This is a genomic window from Micromonospora sp. SL4-19 (assembly GCF_047921475.1).
Lineage (GTDB): Bacteria > Actinomycetota > Actinomycetes > Mycobacteriales > Micromonosporaceae > Micromonospora.
Genome location: NZ_JBLROB010000019.1, coordinates 89,650 through 107,677, shown reverse-complemented (window position 1 = coordinate 107,677; position 18,028 = coordinate 89,650). Strand labels below are relative to the sequence as shown.

Annotated in this window: 11 protein-coding genes and 2 pseudogenes; 3 read left to right on the top strand and 10 right to left on the bottom strand. The window is 69.5% G+C overall.

The features are described 5' to 3' along the window. Nucleotides 1-275: 275 nt before the first annotated feature. From ACNAVT_RS21530 to ACNAVT_RS21510, 5 genes and pseudogenes are all read right to left on the bottom strand, one after another. The gene (locus ACNAVT_RS21530) at nt 276-3,875 is read right to left on the bottom strand and encodes a metallophosphoesterase (RefSeq protein ID WP_416298903.1); all 3,600 of its coding nucleotides are present in this window, start codon (nt 3,873-3,875) and stop codon (nt 276-278) included. 595 nt (nt 3,876-4,470) lie between these two features. Further along, a complete protein-coding gene (locus ACNAVT_RS21525; RefSeq protein WP_416298879.1) occupies nt 4,471-7,908 on the bottom strand; it encodes a phosphocholine-specific phospholipase C in 3,438 nt (1,145 codons plus the stop codon). A 273-nt stretch (nt 7,909-8,181) separates the two neighbouring features. Further along, entirely contained in the window at nt 8,182-9,606 is a 1,425-nt protein-coding gene (locus ACNAVT_RS21520) for a hypothetical protein (RefSeq protein ID WP_416298878.1), read from the bottom strand. Continuing rightward, entirely contained in the window at nt 9,603-10,133 is a 531-nt protein-coding gene (locus ACNAVT_RS21515; RefSeq protein ID WP_416298876.1) for a SigE family RNA polymerase sigma factor, read from the bottom strand. The genes ACNAVT_RS21520 and ACNAVT_RS21515 overlap by 4 nt, the downstream gene beginning before the upstream one ends. Further along, nucleotides 10,130-10,513, bottom strand: a pseudogene (locus tag ACNAVT_RS21510) (histidine phosphatase family protein); the annotation flags it as partial. The gene ACNAVT_RS21515 and the pseudogene ACNAVT_RS21510, both read right to left, overlap by 4 nt. Before the next feature lie 418 nt (nt 10,514-10,931). On the opposite strand from ACNAVT_RS21510, the gene ACNAVT_RS21505 reads away from it, so the two are divergent. Further along, nucleotides 10,932-12,407 carry an SDR family NAD(P)-dependent oxidoreductase gene (locus ACNAVT_RS21505; RefSeq protein ID WP_416298875.1) on the top strand — a complete coding sequence of 492 codons (1,476 nt, stop codon included), beginning with the start codon at nt 10,932-10,934 and terminating at the stop codon, nt 12,405-12,407. 130 nt (nt 12,408-12,537) lie between these two features. Here the strand turns inward: ACNAVT_RS21505 and ACNAVT_RS21500 are convergent, their stop codons facing one another. Next, nucleotides 12,538-12,681 (bottom strand): hypothetical protein, encoded by a 144-nt coding sequence (locus ACNAVT_RS21500; RefSeq protein ID WP_416298907.1) that lies wholly within the window; start codon nt 12,679-12,681, stop codon nt 12,538-12,540. Here ACNAVT_RS21500 and ACNAVT_RS21495 point away from each other — a divergent pair. Next, nucleotides 12,649-12,750 (top strand): annotated as a pseudogene (locus tag ACNAVT_RS21495) (IS5/IS1182 family transposase); the annotation flags it as partial. The gene ACNAVT_RS21500 and the pseudogene ACNAVT_RS21495 overlap by 33 nt on opposite strands. A 71-nt stretch (nt 12,751-12,821) precedes the next feature. Here ACNAVT_RS21495 and ACNAVT_RS21490 read toward each other — a convergent pair. From ACNAVT_RS21490 to ACNAVT_RS21475, 4 genes are all read right to left on the bottom strand, one after another. Further along, on the bottom strand, nt 12,822-13,613 hold the full coding sequence (locus tag ACNAVT_RS21490; RefSeq protein ID WP_416298873.1) for an ArsR/SmtB family transcription factor: 792 nt from the start codon (nt 13,611-13,613) through the stop codon (nt 12,822-12,824). Between the two features lie 555 nt (nt 13,614-14,168). After that, nucleotides 14,169-14,558, bottom strand: coding sequence for a hypothetical protein (locus ACNAVT_RS21485; protein WP_416298871.1), 390 nt, complete (start codon nt 14,556-14,558; stop codon nt 14,169-14,171). Between the two features lie 208 nt (nt 14,559-14,766). Continuing rightward, nucleotides 14,767-15,426: a response regulator gene (locus tag ACNAVT_RS21480; RefSeq protein WP_416298870.1), complete on the bottom strand. Its 660-nt coding sequence runs from the start codon at nt 15,424-15,426 to the stop codon at nt 14,767-14,769. Continuing rightward, the gene (locus tag ACNAVT_RS21475) at nt 15,423-16,568 is read right to left on the bottom strand and encodes a sensor histidine kinase (protein WP_416298868.1); all 1,146 of its coding nucleotides are present in this window, start codon (nt 16,566-16,568) and stop codon (nt 15,423-15,425) included. The genes ACNAVT_RS21480 and ACNAVT_RS21475 overlap by 4 nt, the downstream gene beginning before the upstream one ends. Nucleotides 16,569-16,745: 177 nt before the next feature. Here ACNAVT_RS21475 and ACNAVT_RS21470 point away from each other — a divergent pair, with 177 nt between their 5' ends. Next, entirely contained in the window at nt 16,746-18,008 is a 1,263-nt protein-coding gene (locus ACNAVT_RS21470; RefSeq protein ID WP_416298867.1) for a hypothetical protein, read from the top strand. Nucleotides 18,009-18,028 lie beyond the last annotated feature (20 nt).

Genomic DNA, 18,028 nt, shown 5'->3' with positions numbered 1-18,028 from the left:
CGGGCGGCGTCCTCGCGATATCGCGCGCCTGGCTGCCGTGCTCAGGGTGAAGACGCACACCCTCTAAACCGTCCTAGGACATCAGCTTCGAGCCGGCTAAGAGCCTGGCCCACTGCCCCCGCGACGAGCGGCAACCAGCCGCTGTTCGCGCACGGCGCAGGACGAGCCCGTTGGGGTTCGAGTCGCGTCACAGTCCAACGCGCACGCATCTGCCGGCCGGGGCCGCCTAGCGCCGAGTTGGCGTAGGCGGCCCCGAATCCTGCGTTGCTGCGGTGTTACTGACAGGCGGCGGTCACGTGAGCGACGGCGGCCGCATAAGCAGACTCGGCTGTCGCCAGCGTGGCCGCGGTCTCCTCGAGTTGGACGTTGGCCTTCGTGACCTGCGCCGCGGCCTGCTCGATGGCCTCGGCCGGTTGCCCGCTCGCCACCCTCTTCTCGAGCTTGGTCTCGGCATCGTGGACCTTCGTCCGGGCCTTCTGGACGGCCTTTTCAGCCTTGTCGACGGCCTTTGCTGCCGCGTCAGCCTGCTTCCGGGCAGTGCGGCAGGCTGGCGAGGGGCCGACGGGGCCACCGGGCGCCTCGACGACGAAGGACTTGATGATGCCGTGGTGGCCTCCGTGGGTCAGCGCGGCCCAGATGGTGCCTCCCTCCGGGAGGTTGATCGGCTCGGTGTAGGCGACGGCGCCCTGGAGGTCGCCCGGTGCCGCGGCGCCGGGCTCGGTCACGACGTAGGTGATCGTGTACGCCGGGTCGGTCACCGCGAGACCGGTGCCGGCCTTGGTGAGCGTGACGACCTTGTCCGCGGCGTTCCCGGCGACCTCGCTGCCGCGGAAGTCGTGGATCGCCGCACCGCCACCGGTGCTACCGGTGATCACCGTGGTGCCGTTCAGCACGTAGTCACTGCGGTAGAGGGCGGTGTTGGTGTTGGTGATCGTGCTGTCGGTGATCGTGAACAGCGGGCCCGCGTTGTAGGCGTAGATGGTGCGGGCACCCTTGCCGCTTACGGTGGACCGCTCGATCGTGACGGTCGGGCCGGAGCCCTCGGTGATGATGACGCCCTGCGAGCCTGACATCGTGGCGTCCGACCGGATCGTCGCGTCTTGAACCGCGAGGTGGCCCTTGTTGCGCACCATGAAGAACGCTGCCAGCGCGGTGCTGTCGGCGCTCTGCACGACGGTCAGGTTCGGACCGATCGTCAGCTTCGCGCCATCGACGTTGAAGTAGACGTTGCCCACCGCGGTGAGCGTGGTCGGCTTGTCCGCCTCGAGGCGGGTCTTGCCAGCGTCGACCTGGATCGCCCCGCCCTTGTCGGCAACGAGGTCGTCGGTGATCCAGATCGTGGCCTCGCCGCTGCCGATCTCGGCGATGCGGAAGCGGAGCTCCTCAATGCTCGCGGACCGGTACTGCTTCTCCGCTGCAAGCGGGTTGAGGAACTTGATGGCCGTGGTGAGCTCGGCGACGGCGGCGTCGACCTTGGTCTGCGAGGCGTACGGGTCGTCCATCGCAGCGCCGGCGGTGTCAATGGCCTTTGTGAGGAACTGGAAGCTGTACGGTGTGTAGCCGGCCGGGTTCGGGGCGTTCTCGCCCGTCATGGTGGCCAACAGACCCGCCAGAGCCGCCTTGTTGGTGAAGGGCAGCGTGTTGACCTGACCGGACAGGCCGGCGAGATGCGGGTAGGCGACGGCAGAGCTGGTGGCCGGTTGCCATGCCCAAGCCGCCTCGAAGGTCCAGCCAAGACCCTTGTAGGTGTCCTGGACGGTGAGTTCGGCCTGGGTGAGCTCCCTGATGCCGCGCTGCTCGGTCTTCGTGCCAGTCAGCGGCACGCCGGCCCACACGACGTTGCCGGCCACCTCCGCGTCGGCGACCGCGGCTGCGAACAGCTTGCCGGCCGCCGATCCGGTGACGGCACGGTTCGCCGCGACGATGCCGCCGAGCACGGCGTCGGTGGACTGTACGTGGCCGACCGCGCCACCGGCTTCTCCGGTGGTAGTCACCGCGCCGGCCGCGAGACTGCGCTCGATGGTCGCCGCGCCGGTGATCTCACCGACCAGGCCGCCCGTGGTGGCTTTGCCGTCCAGGTTCACCGTCGCGTACGAGTCCGTCACGGAGCCACCGTTGAGGACGCCGATCAGGCCGCCCGCAGCGTCCTGGGCACCGGCAACGCTGCCGGCGACGAACACCCTGTCCAGAGTGCCGCCCTCGAGCATGCCGGCGACGCCGCCGACCGGGCCCTCGGTGTCGTGGTAGTCGACGTCGACGAGCCCCAGGTTGCGGACCACACCGCCCGAGCCGAGTCGGCCCACGAATCCGGTGGGCGAGGGCTTGCCATCGAGCTCCCAGCCCTGGTCGTAACCGAGGTGGAGACCGCTGATCGAGTGGCCCGCGCCGTCGAAGGTTCCGGTGAAGCCCGGGCCGGCATCCTTGGCGTTCACGGCGGGCAGACCCAGCGGGCGGAATCCGCGCCGGTGTTGCAGGTCGATGTCCTTGGTCAGCGCGTAGTGGCCGTCCAGCGGCAGCTGCCCGAACCCGTCGCCGAAGTTGTTGCTCACGTACCGCAACTGCGCGGGCGTACTGATCTGGTAGGTGCCTTCGACCAGGGGCGGGAAGTCCTTGTCGAGCACGGGCTTTGGAGAGGTCGGGGGGACCCAATCCGCCAGCGAGGAGGGCAGCGGCTGAGTGATCTGGAAGGTGTCGTTGACGCTGTAGGCGCCGGTCCGGGGATCGCGGCTGGTGGAGGTGATCGCGATCCGCTCCGGAGAGACCGAAACGGTCTGGTAGCTGGCCTCCTGGTTGTCCTTGTAGACCGCGGTGTAGTCACCCGCGATCTCCGGGTTCCAGGTGTAGCCCTGTCCATCGCCCGCCGCGGCACCGGTGAGGTAAGTCGTACCCTTGCCATTCCCGGCGACCAGGTTGTCCTTCATCGGGTGGGTGCGCAGGTACATACCGTCGTGCCCGGAGATCGACAAGTCGATGCCGGCCTGGTCGAACGCCTTGGTGATCTCCAGGTAGTTCGACGGGTGGTTACGCCGACCCAGGTAGGGGCCGTGGTGGTAGGCAGCGATCTTCCACTTCGCGTCCGACGCCTGCACGACGGTCTTCAACCAGTCCAGCTGCGGCCGCAGTTCGGACGGCTTCAGCTGGTCGAAGTGGTTGAGCACCACGAACAGGGCGTCGCCGTACTCGAAGTAGTAGGCGGTGTTGCGCAGCGTCTTGGCCTCCTCGCCGACGGCGGTTGGCAGGCCGCCGGCGGCACCGAAGTACGCCGGGCCGTTCGAGGGGATGTTGGTGCGGGCCGCAAAGTTGGTGAAGTACGGGTCGGGTGACTCCCAGTCGAGGTAGCCATCGCTGGGATTGCCCTCGTACTCGTGGTTGCCGATCGTGAAGTACGTCGGGATGCTCGCCGTGCGGGGCTCGAGCGCCTTGAAGAAGCCGTCCCACTCCTGGGACTTGTAGCTGTGGTTGACCAGGTCACCGGTGAACAGCATGAACGCCGGGTCGGGCACCTCGCCGAAGGCTCGGTCCATTGCCGGGACCATCGTCTCGACGTAGCCGTCGTAGTCGTCCATCTGGGGGCCGGTGTACCAGTGGAAGGAGAACTCCTCCACCTCCGCCCCACGCGTGGTGAACGAGGCGACCTTACTGACCAGCGACCCGCCATCGCCGACCCGGTAGACGTACTCCGTGCCCGGGGACAGCCCGCCGACCTCGACCTTGTGGCCATTGATCGGCTGACTGGTGGCCACATTTATGTCGGCACGCTCCCAGCGGCCCTCGATGCGCTGATCGAACTCGCCGGTTGCGTCGTAGGACGCCTTGGTCGCGTACTCCAACACCGATTTTGTAATGTCAGGGTCGGTCACCCACGCGAATCGCATCGACACCGGTCCGGATCCTTCCGGGCCGTACAGCATCGAGATCTGCGACGGGATGTCCGTCGCGGGAAAGGGGCTTTCGGCCGCAGCAGCATGGGGCGGGGCAACGAGCGCCGCCGCGGAGAGGGCAACTGCCATCGAAATGGCTGCCCCCCATCCTCTAAATCGGCGGGTTGATCGAGGGGCAGGCACGGTTCAACTCTCCCTTGCACAGGAAACGAGCGTCCCACTGCACTCGTCAGTACGTGCTTCCACCGGCGAGTCAGGTCCGGCGGGCACGCCATCCCCCACCATTGCGGACCTACCGCACAGCAGGCGGCACCGGAGGTAAACAGTCGTTGTCCAATCCGGCAACGAGAAAGGACCCGCTGACCAGCCGGACGGAAATAGCAGTTCCCACGTTCGGATCGCACGGCGGCTGGTAGGGCCTGAAGGAGGCCGCCTCGCTGCGGCAGGCGCTCGACCTGAGGTAGCCAGCGGCGCTCACGCCAGGAGGCGGGCCGGTCGGCCGGACGGGTCCGGCTCCTGGCGCATCACCGCGACTCCGCGCGGGGACGACCATGCGTCCCCGCGCGGAGGCGGGCAGGCCGCCGGTCGGTCAGGCGTCGGCGATCGGGCTGGTGCCCAGGCGGACGTTGTCGATCGCCCAGTACCAGTTGTTGCCAGCATTGAAGATCCGGAAGTTGACCTTCGCCGACGTGGCCCCAGCCGGGACGGGGCAGGAGAGCCGGACGAGCCGGTTCTCCTGGTCCTGGCCCTGGTTGGTGTTCCCGGAGGTGGCGCTGCTGTAGTGCAGCAGTTGGACCTTGTCGCCGGTGTCGAACTGGACGGTGACCTCGGCCTCCTGCGGGCTCTCCTGGCGGTAGTGGGAGTCGAAGCCCAGGTGGAGGGTGGAGGTGCCCGAAGGGATGGCCACCGCCGGGGTGGTCAGGGTCGAGTCGAACCGGCCCCGGCCGGACGGGCTGCCGGTGTCGTCCCAGTCGTCGGGGTCGGCGACCGCGACGACGCCGAGGGACCGGCTGAAGTTGGGGCGGTTTTGCCCGCCCGGGAACCAGAACTGCTTGGACAGGAAGGTCCAGCCCTGCAGCTCCCGGGTGCCCTGCGGCATGGCCGGCGCGTTGGTGACCGTCCAGCCGTCGGGGGTGGTTCGGGTCCAGCCGAGCAGGCCGGGACGGCTGAGGTCGGCCGCCGGGGCGAGCGCGGGGGCGACGAACTCGAAGTCCTCCGCGAGCAGGTAGCCGGTCATGACGGGCCCGGTCTTGGCGGACAGGGACGCGGTCGCCTGCTGGACGCTGCCGCTCAGATTCGCCGTGACGGTCGCCTTGAGGCTGCCGGAGTCGCGCGCCGCCGAGGTGGGGACGAGAACGTCCCACTCCAGGCGGGCGGTGGAGTGGGCCGGAACGGCCGCCGGCGCGTCGCCTCTGGGGGTGGCGGTCCAGCCCGTCGGGAGGGCCAGCGTGGCGGCCAGGCTGGCAAGCGGGGTGCCGCCGGCATTGGTGACGGTGGCGGTCACGGTGACCGGTCTGCCCGGCGAGATCACGGTGCCGTCGGTGCCGGGCGAGCTCGCCGGACCGGTCATCGATACGCTCATCGCAGGGGCGACCCGGAAGCGGACACGTGCGTCGGCGAGCCTCAGCAGGCCGTTGCCGTCGCCGTGGGCGGCGACCACCAGGGTGCCTGCGGTGGCGTTCGGGGCGGGCGTGACGGTGAACCGCACATCGGCCGAGTCCCCGGCGGCGACCGCGGTCGGCGCTGCGGCGGTCCGCTCGATCGTCCAGCCGGAGGGGGCGAGCAGGGCGACCGAAAGCTGGTCGAGCTTGGCGTCGGCCTGGTTCCGCACGGTGACGACGACATCGGTCGGGTTGCCTTGGGCGAACGGTGTATCCAGGGATGGCAACGGTTGCGGCAGGGTGATCGTCGCGGCCAGGGTCGGGGCGGTACCGGTCGCCGGGTCGGTGACGCCGGGCTTGCCGTTGGCCAGGCGGCCGGTCATCCGGCGCAGGAACGCTGGGTCCCCTTGGTCGACGACCACGACGTCGTACCAGCCGTGGTCGGGGAGGTGGATCGGCACGGTCTGGGTCTCGCCGGGCGCGAGGGTGACGGCCTGGACATGGTCACCGGGGTTGCGCGGGTAGGCCGACTCGCCGACGAGGAGCGTGCGGGTGGCGGTGGAGGGGTTGGCGCACTGGACCTTCACCTGGCCGGGGACGGCCTGCTCGACCAGGTACGCCTCGGCGCCCACGCCGGTGCCGCGCAGCTCCCATACGGACCAGCCGGGGCCAGTGACCTGCAGGTCGTAGCCGTCGGCGCCGTACGCGACCGTGTTGTCGGCGGTCCGGCCCGCGGAGACGGTCCACGCGCGCGGGGCGGTGCCGTCGCCGGGGTAGGCGGTGAACGTTGCGGCGGTGGTGCCGGCGTTGCCGAGCCGGAGGCGGACGCTGGAGCCGGTGACGTCGACCCGCAGGGACAGCTGGTACGGAGAGGGGCGCGCCGGGCGGGTGCCGGCCTCCTGCTGCGGGAGCGACTGGTTCTTCGGCGGTACGGGGTTCCAGCGGCCGACCGCCGACGGCACCGGGCCAGGCTGCTCCAGCTTGGGCTGCGCGTATCGGCGGTTGAAGTCGAAGGCGGAGGTCAGGTCGCCGAACACGCTGCGGCGCCAGGCGCTGATGTTGGGCTCCTGGACGCCGGTCCACTTCTCCAGGAACCGGATGACCGAGGTGTGGTCGAACGTCTCCGAGCAGACGAAACCGCCGGCCGTCCACGGCGAGACGACCGTCATCGGCACCCGCGGGCCGGGGCCGACCGGGAGGCCGTTGAACCAGTCGTCGCTGTTGCCGGAGTCCGGCCGGGGCGCGACTGGGGCGGGCACGTGGTCGAAGTAGCCGTCGTTCTCGTCGAAGTTGATGAACAAAGCCGTCTTTGACCAGGTCTTCGGGTCACTCGCGATGGCGTCGAGGAGGTCGTAGATGAGGTTGGCGCTGCCGACCGGGGTGGAGGAGCTGGGGTGCTCGGAGAGTGCCGCCGTCGGGACCAGCCAACTCACCTTCGGCAGCGTGCCGTTCTTGATGTCGGATCTGATTCGCTGGACGAGAGTGTTCGGCTCGGAGCGGTAGGCGCCCCGCATGAACAGCCGGCGTTCCACCTCGGTCAGCGAGTCGACACCCTGCTGGAACTGGGCCAGCGCGGCCTTCCGCTGGTCCGCGGACTTGCCCCACAGACCGTCGTAGAACTGCTCGGTGGTGGAGTACTGGCCGCTGACCTTGGAGAGAATCTTCCGGCCGATCTCCTTCCAGGGCCGGAAGTACTCCACGGCGTTGTCGGTGAAGTTGTCCCACTCCTGGTAGATCTGCCAGGAGACGTCGGCGGCCTCCAGGCGCTCGGGGTATGTCGTCCAGTCATAGCCAGCGTGGGTGTAGGAGTACGCGGCGTTGGTGACAGCCCGGTTGACGCCGTCCGGCTCGTAGCCGGTCGTGCCGGTCCACAGGTAGTTGCGGTTTGGGTTGGTCGAGCCGTAGACCGAGCAGAAGTAGGCGTCGCAGATGGTGAAACGGTCGGCCAGTTCGTACTGGAGGGGGATGTCCCGGCGGTCGTAGAAGGCCATGGTGCTCTGGCCCTTGGCCGCGACCCAGTCGTTCCACCAGCCATTCGCCCGGGCCTGGTTGGCGTCGGAGAAGCCGTGCGGGAGCGCGCCGAGGTACTGGATGTCGCTCTCGCGGCGGCCGGCGTCGACCGCCGCCTGCCGGGCCGAGAACGGCAGGACCTTGCCACCACCGGACCGCGGCTGCTCGAAGGCGGTGGCCCCGGTGGGCAGACGCAACGGTGTACGGTCGCCGAAGCCGCGCACGCCCTTGAGGGTGCCGTAGTAGTTGTCGAAGGATCGGTTCTCCTGCATCAGGATGATGACGTGTTCAATAGCATCCATACCGCCGGGAGGCAGCGGCGCGGCCATCGCCTTCAGCAGCGACGGGGGCAGAAAGGAAAGTGCGGTGCCACCGGCGATGGCGCCGAGAAGCCTGCGGCGGGAGATATCAGACATGGTGCGGAGGCTAGGTCGCCCCGGTAGCACAAGGTAACCCTTGAGTGACGAACCTTCGTTGGCTGTTCAATTACCAACGTGGAACGTTCCGTCGGTTGTATAGCCAAGTTCTCCGTCGCACCCGTCCGACCGTCAACGACGTCATTGTCGTTGATGACGACGAGCATCGGGTCCACCCAGTCACAGACGGGGGGCTCATCCCACCGCCAGGACTACTGGAACGCGCGGCGTGGCCGAGCCGTGTGATGACGGCTCGGCCACGCTGTCGGTCGGTCAGGGGGTTACCCGGGTGGCCGGGCTGTCTCCTGGCAGGCCTGACATGTCGGCCTCGATCGGAGGCACCGGAGTGCTTCCCAGTACCTTGCCGTTTCTGGAGTAGGCGGTGAGGGTGGCTGGCTGGTTGTGCGGTACCGAGGCGGTGCCGGCGTTTGACCCATCAAGGGTGACCGTGATCGGGGGTGCGCTGCCGACCGCGACCGTGACGCGGGCCGCGTCCGGCGGGGCGACGACCCGCACCTGGTCTGTCGGCGTGCGGCTGGGGTTGTCGGCCCGGATACGCCAGCCGATCGGCCGCTGGTAGGCACCCTCGGAGGGCAGCAGCAGGCGCAGGTCCGTCCACCAGCCGGTTCGGTCGTCGCCGTGCATCGCGTACGCGATGACCCCGCCGTCGGCAGGCTGCACGGTGAGCAGCGCGGCGTCCTGGCCGTCAGCGCTGCCCGACCAGGGCACCCGCACCGTCGTCCCGCTAGCGGGGAGGCGACTGTCGGAAAGTGCCGTTTCCACGAAGTTGCGTAGGTTGGCGTCGTCCGGCAGAGCGCCCCGAGTGCCGCGCTTGACGGCAGTGAGCAGGGCGTCCATTTCCGGTCCGGTCGGGTCGATCACGTCGTACGGGCCGCCGGGCAGGCCACCTTGATGGAGCACGTGGTCGCCGCGGCTGACCCGGACGACGGGTTGGCTCCGCAGCGGCGCGGTGGGCAGGACCGCGATCCCGACTCCGCTGCCGTCGGGCCTCGCGATGTTCTGGTACTCCACGGTTCCCCTCTGCGTGTATCGAGGATCGCCGCTGATCGTCACGGTGGAATCGGCCGGCCCGACGACGACCGCGAAACCGTTCAACTCGGATCTGGCCTGCATCAGGGTCATCACGGGATTGTCGTCGCCCTCACTGTGGCCGGCGTAGCGCATCTGTTCGACGCCGGCCCCGGGCGGACCCACGAACCAGACCAGCGCCTTCTTCGTGAGCAGGCCGATCCGCAGCGGCACCGCCACCAGCGCGACCCGTTGGCCCGGCTGGTCACTGCCGTAGAGCAGGCGGATCCGGTCGCGGTCACCGACCTTCCACATTCCGTCCGGATGCCAGCCACCCAAGGACGAGTCCGTGCTCAACCGCACCTGCAGCGTGTTCAGCCACGCCTCGTCGCCGGTCAGGGCACCGCGCGGCGGTGCGTCGAGCAACGACGCCGGGGCGGCGGCGACCGCGATGCCGGGTGCCCAGCCGGGCAGGGGTAACACGTTGGTCTGGATTCCGACGAGCGCGGCCATGACCGCAGCGATGGCCACCGTCCGGATCAGTCGGGTGCGCTGGTGCCGTCGCTCGCGCCGGGTGAATTCCGGCCACGGGTCCTCGGGGACGCCAACGCCGTCCGCGGCCCGCCTCAGCGCGGGACTGAGCGTCGATTCCGCGAAGTTCTCGTTCATGCCGGTTCCTCCTTCAGCCGGTGCGAGGGCCTAAGGGCAGTCGAGCTGAACTCGGCCCGCAGCCGGGCCAACCCGCGCGATGCCTGGCTCTTCACCGCGCCGATGGAGCAGCCGAGAACCTTGGCGGTATCCGTCTCGCTCAGGTCCTCCAAATAACGCAGTGTCAGAATCGCCTGCGTCCTGGGTGGCAGGCGCCGCAGCGCGACAAGGAGCAGTTCACGCTCTTCCACCTGCCCATAGGGGTCCGGCGCCGACGCACTGTCGGAGATCAGGAGCGGCACCTCCAGCGGCCGCCGTCGGCGCCGCCAGGAGATCGCCGTGTTGACCATCACCCGACGTACGTAGACCTCGGGTGCGTCGCGGCGCAGCAACCGCCCCCAACGCCGATGGGTCTTCTCCAACGCCGACTGCACGAGGTCCTCGGCTGTCCCCCGATCACCGGTCAACAGGTAGGCCGTCCGGAGTAGAGGCCCCCATTGTCGCTGGACGAACAGCCGGAACTGATCGTCATCCTCGTGCGATGTCACGCCACCTCCAGGTCGCCTGCGCCGCGTGCTTTGTGCGCATACAGAGCTAGACGCATCCGGCGGCAGCCGAGGTTGAGTCGAAACCGTACGTCGCGGTGAATCGTTTCCGTGACACCCAGCCTGGCCGGACGGGGCACCTCGCGGACCAGTTGTCGGATGCTGCCGCGCTCGGTGGGCGACGCGAGGAGTGACGGATGTTCCTCCCGGCCATCAGGCCCTCTCCAGTTCATCCGTTCCCGCAACCGGTCATCGATGTGGAGCGGCAAGCCACCGGCGGCATCCGCGACGTACTGTGCCGTCTGCCGGGCCCGAAGCAGTGGGCTGGCGTACACGGCGCCAGGTACTGCGTGGCTCAACCAACGCCCGGCGACTGCTGCCTGACTCCGCCCGAGCGCCCGTCAACCCCGGACCCCCGCATCGGGCAACTTCTCTGCATGCTGCACCACGTAGATCCACGCCGGGAACGACGAAGGCCGCCTTGCCGGGTTCTCCCAGCTCAACGGCCGTTTTCCTTCGTTCTCTGATTGGTGTCCGAGGAGCGACACGACCATTGCCCCGCCGCCGATGACGATTGGCAAGACTTTGAAGCTTACGCACGTGAGCCGCCTCGGTGACCTCTTCGGGCGCGCCGAAGAGGACCTGAAAATTTAGACCCGGGCGAGGTTGGGCCTCGACGGTCTCCGGGCTGATGAACAGGCGCGGGATGCGTCGGAGGCGGTGCGGTGCGTACAGTTCCGGGTCGGACTTGGGGTGGGCCGGGTAGATCCGGCGCAGGGAACGGGACGAGACAGCGACGGCATGACGGCGGACAACATCACCGAAACCGGTCAACACGGCATTGACCCGAGCCGGCTGGAGACCTGTCTCAGCGTCTTTGAGGCGTTGGAGGACCTGCCTCCCGATCACCCCGACGTCGTGCGGGTGCAACGGGCCACCGCGAAGCTCTACAAGATGATCAAGCAGCGGCGACGCGAGGAACGGCGGGATGCCATCGCGGCGGCCGACCGAGCGGTGACGGCGGCCACCGCCACCGGCGCCCCGGGCCGGATCGACGACGAGACCCAGGGCATCCCGCTCGCCTCCCCCACCGTGGGTGCCACGGCCGGCTTCCTGCACAATCCGCGCGGCTGCTACGTCTGCAAGCAGCGCTACCGCGAGGTGGACGCCTTCTACCATCAGCTCTGCCCGCCCTGCGCCGCGCTCAACCGGGAGCGCCGCAACGCCCGTACCGACCTGACCGGCCGGCGCGCGCTGCTTACCGGCGGCCGGGCGAAGATCGGCATGTACATCGCGCTGCGGCTGCTGCGCGACGGCGCGCACACCACGGTGACCACACGGTTTCCCCACGACGCGGTCCGCCGATTCGCCGCGATGCCCGACAGCGGGGACTGGCTCCACCGCCTGCGGATCGTCGGGATCGACCTACGCGACCCCGCCCAGGTGATCGCCCTTGCTGACTCGGTCAGCGGCCAGGGACCACTCGACATCCTGATCAACAACGCGGCGCAGACCGTCCGCCGCACGCCCGGGGCGTACGCGCAGCTCGTCGCCGCGGAGGCGGCAGCCCTGCCGGACGGTCCGCTGCCGGAGATGATCACGTTCGCCAAACCGGCCGTCCAGGGCGACCCGGTGGCCAGCCTGAGCGCCCCACCGGCGTCGCCCACGCTCACCCCGCACGCGCTCACCCCGCACGCGCTCACCGCGCTGGCGCTGACCAGCGGCTCCGCCTCGCCGGAACGGATCGCGGCAGCCAGCGCTATCGACGCCGGCGGTCTGGTGCCGGATCTCGACCCGGTCAACAGTTGGGTGCAGCGGGTGCACGAGGTGGACCCGGTCGAGCTGCTCGAAGTGCAGCTGTGCAACATCACCGCGCCGTTCGTGCTGGTCAGCCGGCTGCGACCGGCGATGGCCGCAGCGACCGCCCGCCGCAAGTACGTGGTGAACGTGTCGGCGATGGAGGGCCAGTTCGCCCGCGGCTACAAGGGGCCGGGGCACCCGCACACCAACATGGCCAAGGCCGCGTTGAACATGCTGACCCGGACCAGCGCCCAGGAAATGCTGGCTGACGGCATCCTCATGACCAGCGTCGACACCGGCTGGATCACCGACGAGCGGCCCCACCCGACGAAGATGCGGCTGGCGGACGCCGGCTTCCACGCCCCGCTGGACCTGATCGATGGCGCGGCCCGGGTCTACGACCCGATCGTCCGCGGCGAACAGGGCGAAGACCTGTACGGCTGCTTCCTCAAGGACTACGCGCCCTGCGCCTGGTGATCAGCGCGCCCACCCCGCCGTCGGCCGCCCAGGCTCAGGCCGACACGGTCAGCACCGTCGCCCCGTCCACCACAGGTCCAATCTGCGGTGGCTCGATCAGCGTGGCGTTCAACGGGGCTTAGGGCGCGTCTCATTCGGTGAGGCGGTTGTAGCAGATCAGGGTGCTGACGATGATGGCGAAGGCTCTGTAGTGGTCGCCTTCGCGGTCGTAGCGGCGGACGAGCCGGCGGTGGCGCATCAGCGACTCAAGCAGTGGCGAGACCTGGCCACCCACTCCGCCAAACGCGCATCTCTCTGCCGGGCCAGCCTCGTCCTGATCGCAGCCATCATCTGGCTCCCATGATCGACAGGACAGGACCTAGGCGGGCCGGCCCGGCGGCGCCTCGCGAGGTCGTCGAGCCCTGATCGGGGAGGTCACGCATCGTCCGGCAGCGGTTCGCCGGTCTCCAGCAGCGTCTTGAGGCTCGCCACCACGTTCGGCCAGCCGTAGCTGACCATCTCGGCCAGGCTCGATCCGGGCTCGAAGCCATCGTGCACGACGGTGAGCTTCACGACCTGCGCGGCTTCCTCGATCGTGAAGGTGACCTTCGAGCGGGCCTCGCCGGACAGCCGGGCGAGCAGCTCCTCGTCCCAGCCGAAGCGCTTGGCAAGCTCTGGGGTGATGGCGTGCCAGGTGTAGGAGAGCCGACTGTAGGGTTCGGCCTCCAGCACGACCTGCTCCGGATCGCTGATCAGCACGCCGTGGTTGTCCCAGGTCATCGGCGAGCCGACGGACCAGTCCGTAGTGAACTCCGTGGCCCAGTAGCGGCGGGTGAAGGCGGGGTCGGTCAGCGCCTGCCAGAGCTTCTGCGGGGTGGTGCGGATGTAGGTGGTGTAGACGAAGGTCGGCGTGTCCATCGGGGTCTCCTCCAAGGCGAGTTTCAGGTCCGCCAGGGCTTGGACTCTGGCCCGGTCGTAGCGGCTGATCCATCGGTGGGCGATCTCGTGCACGGGCGCGGCGTTGAGGTAGTGCAGCTTCTCCCGGCCCCGCCGCACGGTGGCGACAAGCCCGGCCTCCTCCAACACCGCGAGGTGCTTGCTGACGGACTGCCTGGCCATCTCGAGTCCGGCGCACAGCTCGCGCAGCGTCTGCCCGTTGCGGGCGTTGAGTGAGTCGAGCAGCGCGCGCCGGCTCGGATCGGCCAGCGCTTTGAACACCTCGTCCATGCCCGCCCTCGTACCCGGGGTTGCCGCCTGTCGGTATGCAGCCTTTCGGCTGCCTTAAATTTAGGCAGCCGAATGGCTGCCTGTCAAGGCGCCAGGAGTGGTGCAAGGCTTGCACCAGGTCGAAGGCTCGCGCCGCCGGACACCCCCGAATGGCATACGCTCCGGCTGGCGTCGATCGGGCTACCGTTCGAGATCAGCGGCCCGCCAGAGCTGACCGCCCACCTCAGGTCAACAGCTGCGCTGTTCCAGGCCGCCACGGCGGGACCAGACCAGACCGGGACGCGGCCACCACGAGCTGGGCGTGGCCGCGTCCGCCTCGGCGCGCCGCCGCCCAGTTGAGGTGCGTCTTGAAGCCAGCGCTCTCCGAACTCCTCGCCTGCCAGGCTGGACCAAAGTCACCGATCCGGGGCTGATGCTACGTGCCCCCATCGGGCGCATCGTGGCTGCACTACGCCAGTTCCGGGCTGGCTGTGGCCGATGCACGGCTCTGCCGCGAGCAGCGCGTTACGCAGCATGACTCGACGCCGGTCGGCCACCGGTCGATACTGCGGTGTCTCAGACCAGGAGAGTCTCCCGCATTCTCGCGCCCAGATTGATTCCGTTGACCACCCGCGGACCGGTCGGGTCGTGAACATCGAGGGCGCTGTTGCGGCGCATCAGCTCGCGGACCGGAGGCGGCAGCCGGGGCGGGTCGTCGATGGTCGCGAGGACCTGCCCGGCGGTCGAGATCAGTCGATCGGCCAGGGCTGCGGCATCGGTGTCTACCCGCACCCGGCCGTACTGCCAACCGGCGGTGGTGAGGTCGAGCACCTCGAACATGCGGGCCAGGAGCGGGTTCGAGTCGGACACCCGACCGAGCCGGGGCGCCCGGCTGCCGAGCACCGCGACGGCGGCGGCCACCTGCGCGTCATCGCCATCACCGAGCTTGACCACGTCGCGCGCCACTGGAACCCGGGGACCTGGGGTGTCGGGCGCGACGAGATGCTGGACGTCCTCACCGAGAGCTGGGTCGGCTCAATCGGCCGCCACTAGCGAAAACGAGCCTTGGATGGCGTGGATCGCAACCGTCGGATTCTCGGCGGCAACCCAGCGGACCGCATCGAGTCCCGGACACGACGATAGTGAGCGCGTGCGTGCGGCCGGTACGGCGAGGTCAGGTCGAGCCGGCGCGGACGAGGCCGGTCTCGTAGGCATAGACGACGGCCTGCACCCGGTCGCGCAGGCCCAGCTTCATGAGCACGCGGGCCACGTGTGTCTTCACCGTCGCCTCACCGACCGACAGCTCGGCCGCGATCTCGGCGTTGGAGAGGCCGCGCGCGACGAGGCGGAGCACCTGCTCCTCGCGCGGCGTCAGGTCGGCGATCTCGGGCGGTGGCTGCGGAGCCGGCCGGGTAGCGAAGGCGGAGATCACGCGGGTCGTCACGGCGGGATCGAGCAGCGCCTCGCCGGCCGCGACCACGCGGATCGCGGTGATCAGGTGCTCCGGTGATGAGACCTTGAGCAGGAAGCCGCTCGCCCCGGACCGCAGCGCCTGGTACAGGTTCTCGTCGGTGTCGAACGTCGTGAGCACGATGACGCGGGTCGGGTTGCCTGGCGCGGCGAGCACCGCCCGGGTCGTGGCGAGGCCGTCCTGACGAGGCATGGCGATATCGACGAGCGCGACGTCGGGTCGCAGCCGCCGGATGACCGAGACCGCCTCGACGCCGTCCGCCGCCTCGCCCACCACCGTCAGCTCGGGCTCGGTCTCGACGATCATGCGCAGGCCGACGCGGACCATCTGCGCGTCGTCCACAACGACGACCTTGATGGTCACGGGACCACCGTCGTCAACACCGGCAATCGGGCGTGGACCGCGAATCCACCCTCAGGACGATGTCCGACCGCCAGCTCACCACCGAACAGCGCGACCCGCTCCCGCATACCGACCAGTCCGTGCCCGGCCTCACCGGTGCCGGCGGAACCCCGACCATCGTCCATAACCGAGAGGCTCAGCCCGTCCGCCTGATAGCTGACCTGCACGGTGACCCGGGCCGGGCCGGCATGCTTGAGCACGTTGGTGAGCGCCTCCTGGACGATCCGGTAGGCGGAAAGGTCCACAGCCGGCAGCAGCGTCGCTGACTCCCCTACCCGGTGTAGCCGGACGTCGAGCCCGGCCTCCCGAACCTGCGCGACGAGCTCGTCCAGCCGGTCTAACCCGGCCGGCGGCGACGCCGTCTCGTTGCTGTCCCCGCGCAGGAGCGCCAACGTCCGCCGTAGCTCGCCCACGGCCTCGCGCCCGGCGACCTCGATGGTGCGCAGGAGCTCCGGATCGACGCCCAGACCCGCCTCGTGCCGACGACGGACCACCCCGGCTTGGATGACCATCACGGTGACACTGTGCGCGACCATGTCGTGCAGCTCCCGGGCGATCCGCACCCGCTCCTCACGGACGGCCTCCCGCGCGTGGCGCTCGCGGATGGCCGCGCGGTCCGCCGCGGCCTCGGCCAACCGGCGGACCTGCCCCGCCACCGCCACCCCGAGCGCGTACGGCGCGAAGGTGAAGAAGAACGCCGCCATCGGATCAGAGCGGTCGGCGTCCCATAAGACGAGCGCGGAGGCGAGGACCAGCCCGACGCCGGTGATCCCCCGGATCCGCTCCCGCCGGCCCGGGCCCCACGGCCCTACGAGCTGGCCGACCGTGTACGCCGCGACGAGTATCGCGACCACCTGCCAGAGACGTAACTCGGGCACATTCGAGCGATAGAAGATCCGTAACGGCGCCACGGCGTTGGCGAGCATCACGACCAGTGGTGCCGCCCGTCGCAGGGCGACGAGCGTGGCGAAGCCGGCCAGGGTGTAGGGCCACCAGTTTCCCGGCATGCCGACCGCTCGCTCCTCGATGAGGGCGAACGCGACGAAGCCCCCGGCTATGGCCAGGTCGACCCGTCGTACCCGAGCAAACGCGGTTCGCCACACGCCACGACCGTAGTGCGTCCGTCCACCATCGTGAGCCCGCCACGAGACGGACCCGGCATCCGCCTCGCGGCGGACCTCGATTCGCCCGCGGTACGGGTGACGGGTCCGCCCGTCGTTCGTAGCGTCCCTCGCCGGCACATCACCGACGAACCAACGACCATGAGAGAGGAAGTGTCGATGAGGCGCACCGCTGCGCTCTGCCTGGTGCTCGCGCCCGTGGCCCTGGCCGTCGCGACCGGGGTCGACCCGGCCCTCGGCGACGACCAAGGCTATGGCGTCTATCGCGCCCACCCCGAGGCGATCCAGTGGCATTCGCTGCTGCTGCACTGGGCCTGGGTGCTCTTCGTACCCGGCCTGCTGGGGCTGCTCCAGCCGATCCGGCAGCGCGGTGCCGTGCTGGCCCGGATCAGCTGGGTCGCGATCGTCCTCGGCCTGGTCAGCTTCTCCGCCTTGATGGCCTTCGACCTGATCCTGCTGGCATGGGTGCAGAACCTGCCGGACGACGCGGTGTCCCGGGTGGACACGGCGTTCCAGGGCATGCCCTGGGCCACCTACGGCTGGCAGATGCCCGGCCTGGTCGGCTGGGCCTTGGCGCTGGTCCTGACGCCGATCACGGCCGCCCGCGGCCGCGTCGTTTCCTGGTGGACCGCAGCACTGGCCCTGGCCGGTGTGGCCGGATACGTCGCCTTCGCGGTCTCGCCGGTGCCGCTCAACCTGACCGGACCGCTCCTGCTCGTCGTCGCGTACGGTGCGGCCGCCTGGCGGCTGCTGCGGGCACCGGCGGGCGCCGGCGAAGGCCGCGCGGCCGAGCCGGACCGGTACGGCACGTTCCGTCGGCGGGCGGGCGTGGTCGCCATGGTGGCGGCGCCGTTGGCCTTCGCGGCCGGGATGGCTACGGTGCCGAACGGAACCGGCGACCCGCTCGACCACCTGAGGCAGCCGACGACGACTCAGGTGAGCGGGTTCCTGCTGCATCTGGGATGGATGCTCTTCCTCCCGGCGGTGCTGGCAATGGTTGAGCGGGGCCGGGCCTTCACCAGGATCGCCGGGGTGGTGACCGCCATCGGTCTCATCAACTTCAGTGCGCTCATGTTGGGAGACTTCACCGATCTCGTCGCCCGGCAGCAGCTCGAACCCGCCCAGGCCGACGCGGTCGACGTAACTTTCGGCGGCTATACCCTCTTCTCTCTTGGCTGGGTGCTGCCCGGGATGCTGCTGACGTTCGTGGGCCTCCTCGCGGTCACGGTCTCCGCGGCGGCCGACCGCGTCGTGCGGTGGTGGCTTCCTGGTCTGGTGGCGGCCGGACTGGCTGCCTTCTTCATGCTCGGCCTCGGGCTGCTCGGCGTGGTCGGCCCGCTGCTTCTGCTCGTCGGATTCGGTCTCGCCGCCCGGAAGCTGATGCGGACCGGGCCGCGACCTCAGCTCTCCACCGTGGAGTAAGGCGCGCCTCGCGCCGAACC

Coding starts and splice junctions, on each gene's coding strand:
- ACNAVT_RS21490 (WP_416298873.1), bottom strand. CDS start 13,613: ATGGACGAGGTGTTCAAAGCGCTGGCCGATCCGAGCCGGCGCGCGCTG.
- ACNAVT_RS21520 (WP_416298878.1), bottom strand. CDS start 9,606: ATGAACGAGAACTTCGCGGAATCGACGCTCAGTCCCGCGCTGAGGCGG.
- ACNAVT_RS21525 (WP_416298879.1), bottom strand. CDS start 7,908: ATGTCTGATATCTCCCGCCGCAGGCTTCTCGGCGCCATCGCCGGTGGC.
- ACNAVT_RS21530 (WP_416298903.1), bottom strand. CDS start 3,875: ATGCGATTCGCGTGGGTGACCGACCCTGACATTACAAAATCGGTGTTG.
- ACNAVT_RS21505 (WP_416298875.1), top strand. CDS start 10,932: ATGACGGCGGACAACATCACCGAAACCGGTCAACACGGCATTGACCCG.
- ACNAVT_RS21470 (WP_416298867.1), top strand. CDS start 16,746: ATGAGGCGCACCGCTGCGCTCTGCCTGGTGCTCGCGCCCGTGGCCCTG.